The 15,622-nt window shown below is 64.1% G+C and carries 13 protein-coding genes; 5 read left to right on the top strand and 8 right to left on the bottom strand.

Going from position 1 to position 15,622, the window contains the following annotated elements; translation table 11 throughout:
• Positions 1 to 3: 3 nt before the first annotated feature.
• The 7 genes from BXE_RS19680 to ugpB form a co-directional block, all read right to left on the bottom strand.
• Positions 4 to 1,125, bottom strand: a complete 1,122-nt coding sequence (locus BXE_RS19680) for a DUF748 domain-containing protein (protein ID WP_011489958.1) — start codon at positions 1,123 to 1,125, stop codon at positions 4 to 6.
• Between the two features lie 322 nt (positions 1,126 to 1,447).
• A complete protein-coding gene (ettA, locus tag BXE_RS19675; protein WP_011489957.1) occupies positions 1,448 to 3,115 on the bottom strand; it encodes an energy-dependent translational throttle protein EttA in 1,668 nt (555 codons plus the stop codon).
• 244 nt (positions 3,116 to 3,359) lie between these two features.
• On the bottom strand, positions 3,360 to 3,659 hold the full coding sequence (locus BXE_RS19670) for a DUF3761 domain-containing protein (protein ID WP_011489956.1): 300 nt from the start codon (positions 3,657 to 3,659) through the stop codon (positions 3,360 to 3,362).
• A gap of 49 nt (positions 3,660 to 3,708) precedes the next feature.
• A complete protein-coding gene (locus BXE_RS19665) occupies positions 3,709 to 4,797 on the bottom strand; it encodes a sn-glycerol-3-phosphate import ATP-binding protein UgpC (RefSeq protein ID WP_011489955.1) in 1,089 nt (362 codons plus the stop codon).
• 96 nt (positions 4,798 to 4,893) lie between these two features.
• Positions 4,894 to 5,739 (bottom strand): sn-glycerol-3-phosphate ABC transporter permease UgpE, encoded by an 846-nt coding sequence (gene ugpE / locus BXE_RS19660; protein ID WP_011489954.1) that lies wholly within the window; start codon positions 5,737 to 5,739, stop codon positions 4,894 to 4,896.
• Complete coding sequence (gene ugpA, locus BXE_RS19655; RefSeq protein WP_011489953.1) at positions 5,736 to 6,620, bottom strand: sn-glycerol-3-phosphate ABC transporter permease UgpA; 885 nt, start codon at positions 6,618 to 6,620, stop codon at positions 5,736 to 5,738. Before ugpA ends, ugpE begins: the two co-directional genes overlap by 4 nt.
• Positions 6,621 to 6,685: 65 nt before the next feature.
• Positions 6,686 to 8,011 (bottom strand): sn-glycerol-3-phosphate ABC transporter substrate-binding protein UgpB, encoded by a 1,326-nt coding sequence (gene ugpB, locus BXE_RS19650; RefSeq protein ID WP_011489952.1) that lies wholly within the window; start codon positions 8,009 to 8,011, stop codon positions 6,686 to 6,688.
• Between the two features lie 322 nt (positions 8,012 to 8,333).
• On the opposite strand from ugpB, the gene BXE_RS19645 reads away from it, so the two are divergent.
• Positions 8,334 to 9,308, top strand: a complete 975-nt coding sequence (locus BXE_RS19645; protein ID WP_011489951.1) for a glycerophosphodiester phosphodiesterase family protein — start codon at positions 8,334 to 8,336, stop codon at positions 9,306 to 9,308.
• A gap of 122 nt (positions 9,309 to 9,430) precedes the next feature.
• Here the strand turns inward: BXE_RS19645 and ychF are convergent, their stop codons facing one another.
• Positions 9,431 to 10,525, bottom strand: a complete 1,095-nt coding sequence (gene ychF / locus BXE_RS19640; protein ID WP_011489950.1) for a redox-regulated ATPase YchF — start codon at positions 10,523 to 10,525, stop codon at positions 9,431 to 9,433.
• Positions 10,526 to 10,922: 397 nt separating this feature from the next.
• Between ychF and BXE_RS19630 the strand changes: the two genes are divergently transcribed.
• The 4 genes from BXE_RS19630 (at position 10,923) to BXE_RS19615 (ending at position 15,579) form a co-directional block, all read left to right on the top strand.
• Positions 10,923 to 12,095, top strand: coding sequence for a UbiH/UbiF family hydroxylase (locus BXE_RS19630; protein WP_011489948.1), 1,173 nt, complete (start codon positions 10,923 to 10,925; stop codon positions 12,093 to 12,095).
• Positions 12,096 to 12,217: 122 nt separating this feature from the next.
• Positions 12,218 to 12,943: a DsbC family protein gene (locus tag BXE_RS19625; RefSeq protein ID WP_011489947.1), complete on the top strand. Its 726-nt coding sequence runs from the start codon at positions 12,218 to 12,220 to the stop codon at positions 12,941 to 12,943.
• Between the two features lie 95 nt (positions 12,944 to 13,038).
• Positions 13,039 to 14,829, top strand: a complete 1,791-nt coding sequence (locus tag BXE_RS19620) for a M61 family metallopeptidase (RefSeq protein WP_011489946.1) — start codon at positions 13,039 to 13,041, stop codon at positions 14,827 to 14,829.
• Between the two features lie 153 nt (positions 14,830 to 14,982).
• Positions 14,983 to 15,579 (top strand): FMN-dependent NADH-azoreductase, encoded by a 597-nt coding sequence (locus BXE_RS19615; protein WP_011489945.1) that lies wholly within the window; start codon positions 14,983 to 14,985, stop codon positions 15,577 to 15,579.
• Positions 15,580 to 15,622: the final 43 nt, after the last annotated feature.

The raw sequence follows: 15,622 nt of genomic DNA, 5'->3' as shown, positions 1-15,622 counted from the left end.
GGCCTACTGGCCAAGCAGATTCTTCAACGCGTTACCCAGGCCTTTCACGGTTTGCCCCGCGCCTTTCGCCACGTCCTCCACGCTTACGCCGAGCGCCTTCGCAAAGCCGGTGCCGATGCGCTTCATCAGCCCTTCCTGCACCGAGAATTTCGGGTCGCGCAGATTTCCGTCCAGAACGAAATGCAGCGTGATGTCGCCGTTGTGCGTCTTGAGCGCGGCGACCGCGGCTTTGGTCGGAATCGACATGAAGGTATCGAGCGGGTTGCCGCTGTCGGCGAGTTGCAGATTGTGGACCGTCAGCGTGCCGGGTGCGTGCAGCTGATAGTTGCGCACCGTCGAGTCGACCGTCAGGTCGACCGTGCCGCCGGTCACTTGTGCCTTCGCACCGGCTTTCTTGATCAGGTACGGGTCGAGCATCACGAGGTCGACGCCGCGCAGCTTGCTGCTGGTCTGCGAATCCTTGCTGGCGATCTTGATCCAGCCGCCGAACGACACCGTGCCCGTATGCGCCGGCCCCTTGATCGAACCCGTGACCGTGATGCTGGTCGGCTCGGTGAGGGCGGGCAGGCGCAGATTGTCGACGGTCGCGTTGGCGTCGCTGACCGTCACCTTGAACGGCGGCGGCCCGACCGTCATATCGTAGAAGTGGAAGTTGCCCTGCTCGAAACTGATGTGATCGACCTGCTTTTCGCGGGGAACGGGGGCGGCCGCGCCGCTGGCTTCCGTGTCGGATTGATTCACCGTTTGCCGCAGATTCGGCATCAGGCGAATCGCGCCGTCTTTCGTGCGCAGCACGGCGATGTCGAAGCCTCGCACTACCACGCTGCGAATGTGCATGCGCCGCGCGATCAGATCGCGAATGTCCGGTGTCAGCGTGATTTCGTCCGCCCGCAGCGGGTCGCCGGCCGGCCAGCCAGGCGGCGCTTTGAGAAGGACGTTGGTGAGACGGACTGAGGTTAGTCCAACATCGATGGTTTCGGCGCTGCCCAGTGGCCCGAGCGCCGCAATCACGCGCTCCTTGACCTCGCGTTGCGCGAACTGCAGGGCGCCGACCACGACGACGATCAGCACCAGCAGCACGCTGCCCACGGCGACGGCCCAGCGCTTGCCCTTCGACATCGCCATGCTTGCCTCCTCGTCACCGCGTTCCGGGCGGTGTGGCAGTGATTGGCCTGCGCGCTTGCCGGATAGGCGCGCGCCTGAATGGGGTCTTCGGGCGGAGCGCACGAGCTCTGCCACGATGACATGTACCACGTCGTGGCACGCAATGCGTGTGCCGTACCGCTCACCCGCCGACGCCGGATAATTCGCGGCATCTGCCGCGCTGTGCCGCGACGCCGTGCCGCGAAATATCCACCGCCCCGTGCCTTGCGCGGCAAGCGGCCGTCAACGCGGCTCGGGCGTCGTCACAACCGACAAGTCACGCGCAAGCCGCCCGGTTTGGCGCTTATCGCGCGATCGGCTTGTAACGCAGACGCTTCGGACGTGCACCTTCTTCACCCAGACGCGTGCGCTTGTCCGCTTCGTACTCCTGGTAATTGCCGTCGAAGAACGTGACTTGCGAATCCCCTTCGAACGCGAGGATGTGCGTGGCGATCCGGTCGAGGAACCAGCGATCGTGCGAGATCACCAGCACCGAGCCGGCGAATTCGAGCAAGGCGTCTTCGAGTGCGCGCAGCGTTTCGACGTCGAGGTCGTTCGACGGTTCGTCCAGCAGCAGCACGTTGCCGCCCGAGATCAGCGTCTTGGCCAGATGCAGCCGCCCGCGTTCACCGCCCGACAGATTGCCGACGATCTTCTGCTGGTCGCCACCCTTGAAATTGAAGCGGCCGATATACGCCCGCGACGGCGTTTCGTACTTGCCGACTGTCAGCACGTCCGCGCCGCCGGAAATTTCCTCGAACACGGTCTTCGAGCTGTCCAGCGCATCGCGGCTTTGATCCACGTACGCGAGCTTGACGGTCGGGCCCTGCACGATCTCGCCCGAATCCGGCTGTTCGCGGCCGGTGAGCATGCGGAACAGCGTCGATTTACCCGCACCGTTCGGTCCGATGATGCCGACAATCGCGCCCGCCGGAATCTTGAAGCTGACGTTGTCGAGCAGCAGACGGTCGCCATACGACTTGCTGACGTTCTTGAACTCGATCACTTCATTGCCCAGCCGATCGCCGACCGGAATGAAGATTTCCGAGGTTTCGTTGCGCTTCTGGTAGTCCTGGCTGTTCAGTTCCTCGAAGCGCGCGATACGCGCCTTCGACTTCGCCTGACGGCCCTTCGGGTTCTGGCGCACCCACTCCAGTTCCTTCTTGATGGCCTTCTGGCGCGCCGATTCCGACGACTCTTCCTGCTTCAGCCGCTCTTCCTTCTGGTCGAGCCAGCTGCTGTAGTTGCCCTTCCACGGAATGCCGTGGCCGCGGTCGAGTTCGAGAATCCACTCGGCGGCGTTATCGAGGAAGTAGCGATCGTGAGTCACGGCGACCACGGTGCCCGGGAAGCGCGTGAGGAACTGTTCGAGCCAGTCGACCGATTCCGCGTCCAGGTGGTTGGTCGGCTCGTCGAGCAGCAGCATGTCCGGCTTTTCGAGCAGGAGCTTGCACAGCGCGACGCGGCGCTTTTCACCGCCCGACAGATGTTCGATCTTCGCGTCCCAGGGCGGCAGGCGCAGTGCGTCGGCGGCGATTTCGATCTGCTGCTCGGCGTTGCCGCCATCCGACGTGGCGAGGATCGCTTCATACTTGGCCTGCTCGGCGGCGAGCGCGTCGAAGTCGGCGTCCGGTTCGGCATAAGCCGCGTAGATTTCGTCGAGCTTCTTCTGCGCGTTGAACACGTCGCCGAGACCTTCCTCGATCGTTTCACGCACGGTTTTGTTCGGATCGAGCTGCGGTTCCTGCGGCAGATAGCCGATGTTCAGGTTCGGCATAGGCGTGGCTTCGCCTTCGATGTCCTTGTCCACACCGGCCATGATGCGGATCAGCGTCGACTTGCCCGAGCCGTTCAGGCCGAGCAGGCCGATCTTCGCGCCGGGAAAAAACGACAGCGAGATGTCTTTCAGGATTTGACGCTTGGGCGGCACGATCTTGCCGACCCGGTTCATGGTGAAGACGTATTGGGCCATTTGCTTGCAATAGACGTTGACGACGCCGGCCGCGAAGGGGCGGGCTGCCGTGGGTGGATGGGTAATCGGTGTTATGGCCGGGCGGCGCGCCCGGTGCCGGCCGGCGCGGCGTGGAGCGCGGCGCCGAACTTCGCGACGCCTCGCGCGCGGGCGGCTCCTTCAGGTGGCATTGTACTTCGGCAGGGGCGCCGGACGGCAGTGGGTGTGCGCTGGATATCCGTTCGGCCAAGGGCGGTTCGGATGCTCAGAGCCAATCCGCCACGCCGCCGTGCCGCGAGCACGTGCCGCTGCGGTGCCGGCTGAAGCTGTACGTGCCATCGCGGCAGCGCGCGGTCGCGCCTTCCGGCGCCTTGCCGGATAGGGAGCGGGCCGGCGCGTGCACGGTGTTGCCGTCGCGATTGGTGTAGCTGTTGTGATTGCTGAGGTTCGCTTCGTCGGGCGTGGTGCCCGGCGCCACATAGGCGAACGCGGACGACACGCTGAACAGCAGCGCCGCCGTCATTGCCGCGCAGGCGCGCAGTGTGTTGCGAGTCAAGCTTGTCATGGTTTTCCGAGTGCCTGTTATTTCGACCGCTGGTGGGTTTTATCAGGCGTCAATTGGCGCGTCTTCCGCTTGCCGGATCGAAGAAATGCAGATGCTGCGCGGGCAGCGCCACTTGTAGCGCTTCGCCCGCTGCGGGCCGATGCGCGTGCGGCAAGCGCACCGTCACGTCATGCTTGCCCCAGCGGCCGTGCGCCAGATTGTCCGCGCCGAGCAGTTCGCAGGAATCGACGGTGAGCGTTGCGTGAGGCGCGTCCGCCTGACCCGGGCTCATGTGTTCCGGGCGGATGCCGAGCGTCCATTCGCGTCCTTTTGCGACTTCGCGGCCGATCGATACCACGCCCGCGAGCGGCAGTTCCGGACCGTTGCCGGCGACTGCAAAAACAGCGCCGTCGTCCGACACGCGGCCTTCCAGCAGATTCATTCCCGGCGAGCCGATGAAGCTCGCAACGAACACCGTGGCGGGCCGCTCATAGACTTCGGTCGGCGCGCCGATCTGCTCGGCGTGGCCCTTGTTCATCACGATCACGCGCTGGGCCAAGGTCATCGCTTCGATCTGATCGTGCGTCACGTACAGACTCGTGGTGGCAAGCCGTGCATGCAGACGCTGGATTTCGAGCCGCATCTGCACGCGCAGTCGGGCGTCGAGATTCGACAGCGGTTCGTCGAACAGAAACACGGCCGGCTCGCGCACGATCGCGCGGCCCATTGCGACACGCTGCCGTTGCCCGCCGGACAACTCGCGCGGCTTGCGTTGCAGCAGCGCTTCGAGTTCGAGAATCTGCGCGGCGGCGTTCACGCGTTTCTGGATCTGCGCGCGGTCCACGCCCGCGATCTTCAGCGCGTAGCCCATGTTTTCGGCCACGCTCATGTGCGGATAGAGCGCATAGTTCTGGAACACCATCGCGATGTTGCGATCTTTAGGCTCCAGCTGATTGACCACTTTGCCGGCGATCGAAATGCTGCCCTCGGAGATGCGTTCGAGTCCCGCCACCATCCGCAGCAAGGTCGATTTGCCGCAACCGGACGGGCCGACCATCACGACGAACTCGCCGTCGGCGACGTCCACGTCGATGCCGTGCAGCACGAACTGTTTGCCGTCGTAGGTTTTTTTAACGCTTTGCAGAGTCAGTGCAGCCATGCCGTTTTAGCCTTTCGTTGCTTGCCGCGTGTCGCGCGGTGTTGTCCGCCGTGTTGTCTATTTCAACGCATGAAAAAATGCTAGCCGAAGCGCCGCTCACTTCTCCGCGTCCACGAGTCCGCGCACGAACCAGCGCTGCATCGTCAGCACGACGGCGAGCGGCGGCAGCATTGCGAGCAGTGTCGCGGTCATCACCAGGTGCCATTCGGTCGCGGTGTCGCCCGAGGCGATCATGCTTTTGATGCCGACCACGGCCGTGGTCAGCGATTGCTGGCTCGTGATCAGAATCGGCCACAGGTACTGATTCCAGCCGTAAATGAACGTGATGACGAAGAGGGCCGCCATGTTCGTTTTCGACAGCGGCAACACGACGTCCCAGAAAAACCGCATGGCGCCCGCGCCGTCGATCCGCGCGGCTTCCATGAGTTCGTCCGGCAGCGTCATGAAGAACTGGCGGAACAGGAATGTCGCGGTGGCCGAGGCGATCAGCGGCAACGTCAAACCGCTGTACGTATTGCTCAGATGCATCGACGACACGACCTGCACGGTCGGAAAGATCCGCACTTCGACCGGCAGCATCAGCGTGATGAAAATCAGCCAGAACGCGAGGTTGCGGAACGGAAAACGGAAGAACACGATCGCGTACGCGGAGATCATCGAGACCGCGATCTTGCCGATCGAAATCACCAGCGCCATGACGAGGCTGTTGAACAGCATGCGGCCGAACGGCGCCGCCGCGTTGCCGCTGCCTTGCGACCAGACGGTCGCGATGTTCTCGAACAGATGCGTGCTCGGCACCAGCGAGAGCGGCACGCTGAACACTTCGTGCTCGCTCATGGTCGCCGCGCAGAACGCGACGTACACCGGAAACACCACCAGCACGACGCCGAGCATCAGCACCGCGTGGCAGAAGAGGTCGAAACCGCGGCGGTTCTCGATCATGAGTATTGAACCCTGCGTTCGATGAAGCGGAATTGCACGACCGTCAACGCGACGACGATCACCATCAGGATCACCGACTGCGCGCCCGAACTGCCGATGTCGAGCCCCTGGAAACCTTCGGCGAAGATCTTGTAGATCAGCGTGCGGGTGGCTTGCGCGGGGCCGCCGCCGGTGGCGGCGTCGATCACGGGGAAGGTATCGAAGAACGCGTAGGTGATGTTGATCACCAGCAGGAAGAAACTGGTCGGCGACAGCAGCGGCAGTGCGATGCCGAAAAAGCGCCGCACCGGACCGGCGCCGTCGATCGCCGCCGCTTCGATCAGCGAGCGCGGAATTGCCTGCAAGCCGGCGTAGAAGAACAGAAAGTTATAGCTGACCTGTTTCCAGACAGACGCGAGCACCACGAGGAACATGGCCTGCCCCGCGTTCAGCGCGTGATTCCACACAATGCCGTACCTGGCCAGCGCATAGGTGACGAGGCCGATGCTCGGGTTGAACAGGAACGACCACAACACCGCGGCGATGGCGGGCGCGACCGCGTACGGCCAGATCAGGAGCGTCTGATATGTCCTGGCGCCGCGTGTCACACGATCCGCGCAGACCGCCAGCAGCAGTGAGATCACGAGTCCCGACACCGTGACGAGCGCGCAGAAGATCAGCGTCGTATAAAACGACGACAGGTAAAGAGGATCAGCAAAGAGCTGCCTGAAGTTGGCAAGCCCGACGAACTCGCTCGACGTGCCGAACGCGTCCTGACTTTGCGTGGATTGCCACAGCGCCTCACCGGCCGGCCACAGGAAGAACAGCAGCGTGATCGCGAGCTGCGGCGCGACGAGCAGGTAGGGCAGCAGGCTGGTGCCGAAGCTGGAGCGCTTTTCCATCGATGATTTCCAAGGTTCTGCCGCAGGCACGGGTTCCGGTGCGGGCGCACCGGAACCTTGCACGCTTAATTACCGGCTTTCTCGAAGCGGCGCAGCAGTTCATCGCCACGCGACACGGAGGCATCGAGCGCCTGTTGCGGCGTCTTCTTCTGTGCCCACACCTGTTCGAGCTCTTCGTCGATGACGGTGCGGATCTGCGGCATGTTGCCCAGACGCAAGCCCTTCGTGTACGGCAGCGGCGGCTTGTTGAGCATCTGCTTGATGGCGGTGTCGCTGCCCGGGTTCTTCTCGTAGAAGCCTTGCTGCTGTGTCAGTTGATAAGCGGCGGTGGTGACCGGCAGATAGCCGGTGTCCTGATGCCACTTCGCGGCAACCGGTGCCGACGACAGATACGCGAGGAATTTCGCCACGCCCTTGTACACAGCCGGATCCTTGCCCGACAACACCCACAGGCTCGCTCCGCCGATGATCGCGTTCTGCGGCGCGCCCTTCACGCTGGCGTCGTACGGCATCATGCCGGTGCCGAAGTTGAACTTCGCATACTTCTTGATCGTGGCGAGCGACCCCGACGAGTTGGTGATGATCCCGCAGTCGCCGCTATAGAACTTCGACACCGGTTCGTCCTTGCGGCCGACGTAGGTGAACGTGCCATCCTTCTGCATGTTCTGCAGGAACTGGATATGCGCGACCTGCAGCGGCTTGTTGAATTCCAGTTGCGCGTCCGGGCCGTCGAAGCCATTGTTCTTCGACGCGAACGGCGCGCCATGCCAGGCGCTGTAGTTCTCGAGTTGAATCCAGCTCTGCCAGCCGGACGAATAGCCGCACGCCATGCCCGACGCTTTCAGCTTCTGTGCGTCGGCCTGCAGTTCGGCCCAGGTTTTCGGCGGCTGGTTCGGGTCGAGACCGGCTTTCTTGAAGGCGTCCTTGTTGTAGTAGAGCACCGGCGTCGAGCTATTGAACGGCATCGAGATCAGCTCGCCGGTTTTCGCGTCGCTGTAATAGCTGGCGATGGTCGGCACAAAGGCCTTTTCATCGAGCGGCACGCCAGCTTGTCTGAATACTTCCGAGACGGGGATCACGGCTTTCTTCGCCTGCATCATCGTGGCGGTGCCGACTTCATAGACCTGCAGGATGGCTGGCGCATTGCCGCTGCGATACGCGGCGATGCCGGCAGCGAGGGTCTGGTCGTAAGTGCCTTTGAAGACCGGCACGATCTTGTAGTCGCTTTGCGACGCGTTGAATGCGTTGGCAATGTCGTTCAGCCGTTCGCCCAGCGCGGCTTCCATGCCGTGCCAGAACTGGATTTCTGTTGCGGCGTGGGCCGCCTGACTGAGGCCGGCGCACAACACGGCGGCAACGGAAAGCGAACGGATTAGCGGCTTCAAACTCATCGATTTGTCTCCCATGCAACCTGGTTGCTGATCGGAACGGGCGCTGACGCGAATCGCGCGATTCTATTTGTGTTCGATGACAGTCCGGCGTCGGCTGCCGAGCGTCGGACGCCGTTTTTTTGACGGGCGCCGAATTCCGCAATTTAACATCGGTGTCACAAAACGGAAACAGCCGGCGTTGGAACGTGCAAGTTTGCGTGTGAGCAGGCGCGGACCTCGTTCGCTGGACGTGGCCGTTTGCGCGCGGGCATGATAGGCGTTGGTTTGGGTCGCGCCCGCTTCGGGTACGTTACGCTTCGGTGCGTATTAATCAGGATTCCAGATGCTGAGTTCAATACGATTTGTCGCAGGTAGTGGCATCGCAAGCGTTGCACTGGCGGGTTGTTCACTTGCGCCCGTGGCGACGAATACCGCCGTCGCCCAGCTGAGCGCGTTGCCGGCGATCATCGCGCATCGCGGCGGCACGGGCGATGCGCCGGAAAACACGCTCGAAGCGATTCGGCTGTCGATCTCGAACCACGCCGATGCGATGTGGCTCACCGTGCAGTTGAGCCGGGACGGCGTGCCGGTTCTCTATCGGCCGGCCGATCTGTCGGCGTTGACCGACGCGTCGGGCCCGGTGTCCGCCTATACGGCGGCGGAACTCGCACGCGTGAATGCCGGGTGGAAGTTCCAGCGCGCGGACACGTATCCCTACCGCGATCGCCCTTTGGGCATTCCGACATTGCGCGCGGCGCTGCGCAGCATGCCGCCAGGCATGCCGGTCATCCTCGACATGAAGGCGCTGCCCGCCGAACCGCAAACGCAGGTGGTCGCGCGCGTGCTCGATGAAGAAAACGCGTGGCAGCGGGTGTCGATCTATTCGACCGAAGCGGCTTATCAAAAGACTTTTGCGGCTTATCCGCAAGCGAGGCTGTTCGAATCGCGCGATGCGACGCGTGGGCGGCTCGTGCGTGTGCTGCTGCATCAGGGTTGTGTGGACGCGCCGGCCGAACACGCCATGAGCGCGTTCGAGTTGCATCGCGCGGTGACGGTGGTCGAGAAGTTCACGTTGGGGGAAGGGCGGTCGGACGTCCAGGCTACGCTGTGGACGCCTGCCACAGTCGCATGCTTCCGGCAGAAGCGCGGCGTACGAATCGTCGCGATTGCCGTGAACGATGCGGACGATTACCGGACGGCGGCATGCCTCGGCATCGACGCGGTGCTCGCGGATTCACCGTCGAAGATGGCGGAAGTCAGGGATGGTATTGCGTTGCCGCTGCAGTGTGCGCGTGCCGGCATGAACGGCCGGCAGTAAAGTAAAGAGCCCGCGCAAGGCGGGCTCTTGTGAGGTCAGCGGCGGTGGGTGGCGCTGGGCGGCGGTGCTCGGGTTTCCACCCGTGGCCGCCTCGCGCCGAAGCCGAGGCTCGAACTCAATACTCACACGTTGAACAGGAAGTTCATCACGTCGCCGTCGTGCACGACGTATTCCTTGCCTTCCGCGCGCATCTTGCCGGCTTCCTTCGCGCCTTGCTCACCCTTATAGGTGATGAAGTCGTTGAACGCGATGGTCTGCGCGCGAATGAAGCCGCGCTCGAAGTCCGTGTGAATCGCGCCCGCAGCCTGCGGCGCCGTATCGCCGATATGGATCGTCCACGCGCGCACTTCCTTCACGCCGGCCGTGAAGTAGGTTTGCAGGCCGAGCAGCTTGAAGGCGGCGCGGATCACGCGGTTCAGGCCCGGTTCTTCCATGCCCATGTCGGCGAGGAATACTTCCATGTCGGCTTCGTCGAGGTCGGCGATTTCCGCTTCGATCGCAGCGCACACGGCGACGACCGGCGCGTTTTCCGTGGCCGCAAACTTCGTGACCGCGTCGAGGTGCGGATTGTTCTCGAAACCGTTTTCCTTCACGTTGGCCACGTACATGGTCGGCTTGGCGGTGATCAGGCAGAACGGCTTGAGCGTGGCTTTTTCTTCGTCCGAGAGGTCGAGCGCGCGGACCGGCCTGGCCTGGTCGAGCTGAGCGCGCACTTTTTCCAGCACGGCGGCGTTCTTGATGGCTTCCTTGTCGTTGCCCGACTTGGCCGCCTTCGAATAGCGCGCCAACGCCTTTTCGACGGTGGCGAGGTCGGCCAGCGCCAGTTCGGTGTTGATCACTTCGATATCCGACAGCGGATCGACCTTGTTCGCGACGTGAATCACGTTCTCGTCTTCGAAGCAGCGCACCACGTGCGTGATCGCATCCGTTTCGCGGATGTTGGCGAGAAACTGGTTGCCCAGACCTTCGCCCTTGCTCGCGCCGGCCACGAGACCGGCGATGTCGACGAATTCCACCACGGCCGGCAGGATGCGCTCCGGCTTGACGATTTCAGCGAGCGCCTTCAGCCGCGCGTCCGGCACTTCGACGATGCCGACGTTCGGCTCGATCGTGCAGAACGGATAGTTTTCGGCGGCGATGCCCGCCTTGGTCAGCGCATTGAACAGAGTGGACTTGCCGACGTTAGGCAGGCCGACGATGCCGCATTTGAGGCTCATGGAAATCCTTCAGTGATTCAGTAAGTTGCGTGACGCGCTCGACGCTGTGTGCAGGATTCGGGAAGCCTTCGCGTGTGGCGTGGCGGACAAATGCAGCGGAGCGGGACAAGACACCGGATCGGGGCGTTGGCTCGACGACCGGGTGCGAGTTTTCACGGAAAGCGTAATTGTAACCCGTTCGGATCGGCTGACTGCGGCGGCGGAGGGCGAGCGGCGCTTGCCGTCCAAGGCTGGCGCCCGGAGCCGCCTGCCTTCCAGCCGCGAATCGAAGCGGCTGCGCGGGGCGAACACGGCGCTGGCGGCGGCCGGTCATCCGTGAGTAGCGGCGCGCTTGTCCGGGCGCAAATGCCGCGCGCGTCGATCCGTCCCTCGCAACCCCCGCGGCTATAATGCGCGGATGAACGCACACCACCAGACCTTTGACGCGGCCGTGATCGGCGGCGGGCTCGTCGGCAAGACCGCGGCGCTCGCGCTCACGCAAGGCGGACTGCGCGTGGCGCTGCTCGCGCAACCTTGCGCGCCGCTGCCTCCCGGCGCCAGCTTCGACTCGCGCGTCTACGCGCTGTCGTCGAGCTCACAGGCTCTGCTGGAGCGTTTGCGGGTCTGGCAGGCGCTCGATCTGACGCGGCTCGGGCCCGTCTACGACATGCGCGTCTATGGCGATGCGCACGCCGAGCTGCATTTCTCCGCGTTCCAGGCTTCCGTGCCGCAACTGGCGTGGATCGTCGAGTCGTCGGTGATCGAGCGCGCGCTGGATGCGGCGCTGCGCTTCCAGCCGAATCTCACCTGGATCGACACGCGCGCTCAGGCGCTGGACTTCACCGCTGACAGCGCCAGCGTCGGCCTCGCCAACGGCAATGTGATCGAGGCCGATCTGGTGGTCGGCGCGGACGGCGCGCACTCGTGGGTGCGCGCGCAGATCGGCTCGAAAATGGACCGGCGCGACTACAGGCAGACCGGCGTGGTCGCCAATTTCAAGGCCGGGAAGCCGCACGGGGAGACTGCTTATCAGTGGTTCAAGGACGGCGAGATCATCGCGCTGCTGCCCATGCCGGACGGTCACGTTTCGCTGGTGTGGTCGGCGCGCACCGAGCACGCCGCACAACTGGTCGCGCTCGATCCGGCGCAGCTCGCCGCTGAGGTGGAGCGCGTCACGGGCGGCCAGTTCGGCGCGCTCGACTGCGTGACGCCCGCGCAAGGTTTCCCGCTCGCGCTGCAAACGGTGGACCGGCTGGTGGCGCCGCGCGTCGCGCTGGTCGGCGACGCCGCGCATCTGATCCATCCGCTCGCCGGGCAGGGCATGAACCTGGGTTTGCGCGACGTCGCGGCGCTCGCCGACACCGTCGCCGGCAAGGAGTCGTTCCGCGATCTCGGCGACATGGTGCTGCTGCGCCGCTACGAACGGGCGCGCCGCGAAGACATCCGCGCGCTGATGATCGCCACCGACGGTTTGCAAAAACTGTTTTCCGTTCCCGGTCCGTTCGCCAAGGCGCTGCGCAATACCGGCATGGCTTTCGTCGGGGCGCAGCCGTTCATCAAACGCTGGCTGGTGTCGGCCGCGCTGGGTTGACGCGCGCGGTCCGGCGTGCCGCAGCCGGCCAGACAGGTATCATGAACGGATGGACGCGGTTCCGGTCAGACCGGAACCGTCACGAAACGCGCCAAACGCGCGCCTGAACCCAGGAATTCAGCATGAAAAAGACTTTCCGCATCGCGGCCGCCGCGCTTGCCATCGCCGCCGTCACGATCGGCTGTTCGGCACAGGCCGACCAGACCACCGACAAGCTCAAGGCCACGCTGCAAACGCGTCTCGCGGACGTGACGATCAAGAGCGTGACGAAGTCGCCCATTGCCGGCCTGTACGAAGTGAACCTCGGCACGCAGATCGTGTATAGCGACGCGAACGGCGATTATCTGCTGCTCGGCGACATGGTCGACGCAAAGACCCGCAAGAATCTGACCGAAGCGCGCCTCGCGGAAACCAACCGTATCGATTTCGCGAGCCTGCCGTTCGGCAATGCCGTGAAGGTCGTGAAGGGCAACGGCGCGCGCAAGATCGCCGTGTTCTCCGACCCGAACTGCCCGTACTGCAAGCAGCTCGAAACGTCGCTCAAGTCGATCGACAACGTGACGATCTATACCTTCCTGTACCCGGTTCTGTCGCCGGACTCGACCATGAAATCGAAGTCGATCTGGTGCTCGGCGGACCGCGCGAAGGCCTGGGAGTCGTGGATGCAGGACCATCAGGCGCCCACCGCCGCCGGCACTTGCGACACCGCCGCGATCGACAAAAACCTCGCGCTCGGCCATGCCATGAACGTCGACGGCACGCCCACGGTGTTCCTCGCGGACGGCCGCCGTCTGCCCGGCGCCGTGCCGGCCGACCGGCTGGACAAGGAAATGTCCGCGGTACGCTGAGCACGCCCAACCCATCCGGCAAAGGAGGCGCGACGTGCGCCTCCTTTCGCATCAAGCCCGACCATCCCCGCCAGAACACTTCCAATTCGCCGCCGATGAAGCCGATCCGCTACACCATCGTTCCCAAACAGCCCGCCGCCCACCTGTTCGAAGTCACCGTGACCGTCGCCGACCCCGATCCGGCCGGCCAGCGGTTCATGCTGCCGGTGTGGATTCCGGGCAGCTACATGGTGCGCGAGTTCGCCCGCAACATCGTGACGCTGCGCGCTTTCAACGACGCCGGCCGCAAGGTGCACGTCGAAAAGACCGACAAGCACACGTGGCAGGCCGCGCCGGTCAAAGGCGCGCTGACGCTGCGCTACGAGGTCTACGCGTGGGATCTGTCGGTGCGCGCCGCGCATCTCGACGACACGACGGGCTTTTTCAACGGCACGAGCGTGTTCCTCTCGCCGCTCGGTCACGAGGAAGCGCAGTGCGTGGTCGATATCCAGAAACCGGACGGCGCGGCGTATCGCAACTGGCGTGTGGCCACCGCGCTGCCGGAAGCACGCGGCACGAAGCGTTATGGTTTCGGCGAGTACCGCGCGCAGAACTACGACGAGCTGATCGATCACCCCGTCACGCTGGGCGAATTCGCGCTGGCCACGTTCAAGGCGCATGGCGTGCCGCACGACATCGTGATCGCCGGGCGCGTGGTCGGGCTGGACATGGCGCGTCTGTCCGCCGACCTGAAGCGCATTTGCGAAGCGCAGATCGCGTTGTTCGAGCCCAAGTCGAAGAAAGCGCCAGTGGATCGCTATGTGTTCATGACCCAGGCCGTCACCGATGGATACGGCGGGCTGGAGCACCGCGCTTCGACCGCGCTGATCTGCAATCGCGGCGATCTGCCGGTGGAAGGGCGCGAGGCGCTGACCGAAGGCTACCGAACCTATCTCGGCCTGTGCAGCCACGAATACTTCCACACCTGGAACGTGAAGCGCATCAAACCGGCCGTGTTCGCGCCGTACGACCTGAGCGTCGAAAACTACACGTCGCTGCTGTGGCTGTTCGAAGGCTTCACGTCTTACTACGACGACCTGATCCTCGTGCGCAGCGGCCTGATTTCGCAGGACGACTATTTCGGCCTGCTCGGCAAGGTGATCGGCGGCGTGCAGCGCGGCAGCGGGCGCCTCAAGCAGAGCGTCGCCGAAAGCTCGTTCGACGCCTGGGTCAAATACTACCGGCAGGACGAGAACGCGCCGAACGCGATCGTCAGCTATTACACCAAGGGCTCGCTCGTCGCGCTCGCGTTCGATCTGACCATCCGCGCGCAGACCAATAACCGCAAATCGCTCGACGACGTGATGCGCTTGCTGTGGCAGCGCTTCGGCCGTGACTTCTATCGCGGCAAGCCGGTCGGTGTGGAAGAAAGCGAGATCGAGGCGCTGTTCGCGGAAGCGACCGGCGCGAAACTGGCCGGGTTGTTCGCCGAAGCCGTGCACGGCACGCGCGATCTGCCGCTCGACACGCTGCTCGCGCCGTTCGGCGTCGCGATTGCGCCCGAGCTCGACAAGAACGGCAAGCCGTCGCTCGGCGCACGTGTGCGCGGCGGCGCGGATTGCACGCTCGCGGCGGTTCATGAGGGCAGCGCCGCGCAGAAAGCCGGGCTCTCGGCCGGCGACGTGCTGATCGCGCTCGACGGCCTGCGCGTGACCGGCTCGAATCTTGACGGGCTGCTCGCGCGCTACCAGCCGGGCGCGAAGGTGGAGGTTCACGCTTTCCGCCGCGACGAGTTGCGCACCACGCAAGTCAAGCTGGACGGCCCTGAGGTGGCGCGCTACAAGCTCGCCGTCAGCGACAAGCGGCCCGCCGCGCGCAAGGCGCGCGAGTACTGGCTGGCAAGCTGATCGTCATCCGGCCGTCGCTATTGGGCGGCGGAGCGTGGCGGATTGTTCTACCACTGCAACAATCCGTCGCCGCCGGACGGCTTTTTCCCGGGTCGGTAAAAAAACACAATGGCTCCACTCGCGCAACACTGCGCGCCCCAACTGGAGTCAACCATGACCACGATCCTGCAAATCAACTCGGCAGCCCGCTCGCAAGGCGCGAACTCGACGCTACTCGTCAACGAGCTGACCGCAAAGCTGCAACAATCGAATCCGGGCGCGCAAGTCGTCGTCCGCAATCTGCAAGCCGAACCGCTGCCGCATCTGGACGACGCCGTCCTCGGCGCGTTCTTCACGCCGGCCGACCAACGCACGGCCGAGCAAGCCGCGATCGCAGCGCGCAGCGAAGCGCTGATCGCCGAACTGCAAGCCGCCGACATCGTGGTGATCGGCGCACCGATGTACAACTTCGGTATCTCGTCGCAACTGAAGACGTACTTCGACTTCATCGCACGCGCCGGCATCACGTTCGCATACACGGCGAACGGTCCGGAAGGGCTTGTGAAGGGCAAGAAGGTTTACGTCGTGTCGGCACGCGGCGGCAAGTATCTGGGCACGCCGAACGATAGCCAGACGCCGTACCTGAAGAGCTTCCTCGGCTTCCTCGGCATGACCGACGTGAGCTTCATTTACGCCGAAGGGCTGAACATGGGCCCGGACGCTGCCAGCGCCGCGCTGGCTTCCGCGCGCGAAGCGATCGCCGCCGCGTAAGGCTGGCCGCGCCGCTTCAATTTGCGGCGAATCGCCCGGTGGA

Origin of the sequence: Paraburkholderia xenovorans LB400, assembly GCF_000013645.1 — a bacterium.
GTDB lineage: Bacteria > Pseudomonadota > Gammaproteobacteria > Burkholderiales > Burkholderiaceae > Paraburkholderia > Paraburkholderia xenovorans.
Note: the sequence above shows the minus strand (reverse complement) of the source record. Positions and strands in the feature narration are given on the sequence as shown.

Coding starts and splice junctions, on each gene's coding strand:
- ugpB (WP_011489952.1), bottom strand. CDS start 8,011: ATGAGTTTGAAGCCGCTAATCCGTTCGCTTTCCGTTGCCGCCGTGTTG.
- ugpE (WP_011489954.1), bottom strand. CDS start 5,739: ATGATCGAGAACCGCCGCGGTTTCGACCTCTTCTGCCACGCGGTGCTG.
- BXE_RS19680 (WP_011489958.1), bottom strand. CDS start 1,125: ATGGCGATGTCGAAGGGCAAGCGCTGGGCCGTCGCCGTGGGCAGCGTG.
- BXE_RS19645 (WP_011489951.1), top strand. CDS start 8,334: ATGCTGAGTTCAATACGATTTGTCGCAGGTAGTGGCATCGCAAGCGTT.
- BXE_RS19615 (WP_011489945.1), top strand. CDS start 14,983: ATGACCACGATCCTGCAAATCAACTCGGCAGCCCGCTCGCAAGGCGCG.
- BXE_RS19620 (WP_011489946.1), top strand. CDS start 13,039: ATGAAGCCGATCCGCTACACCATCGTTCCCAAACAGCCCGCCGCCCAC.
- BXE_RS19630 (WP_011489948.1), top strand. CDS start 10,923: ATGAACGCACACCACCAGACCTTTGACGCGGCCGTGATCGGCGGCGGG.
- ettA (WP_011489957.1), bottom strand. CDS start 3,115: ATGGCCCAATACGTCTTCACCATGAACCGGGTCGGCAAGATCGTGCCG.
- BXE_RS19625 (WP_011489947.1), top strand. CDS start 12,218: ATGAAAAAGACTTTCCGCATCGCGGCCGCCGCGCTTGCCATCGCCGCC.
- BXE_RS19670 (WP_011489956.1), bottom strand. CDS start 3,659: ATGACAAGCTTGACTCGCAACACACTGCGCGCCTGCGCGGCAATGACG.
- BXE_RS19665 (WP_011489955.1), bottom strand. CDS start 4,797: ATGGCTGCACTGACTCTGCAAAGCGTTAAAAAAACCTACGACGGCAAA.
- ychF (WP_011489950.1), bottom strand. CDS start 10,525: ATGAGCCTCAAATGCGGCATCGTCGGCCTGCCTAACGTCGGCAAGTCC.
- ugpA (WP_011489953.1), bottom strand. CDS start 6,620: ATGGAAAAGCGCTCCAGCTTCGGCACCAGCCTGCTGCCCTACCTGCTC.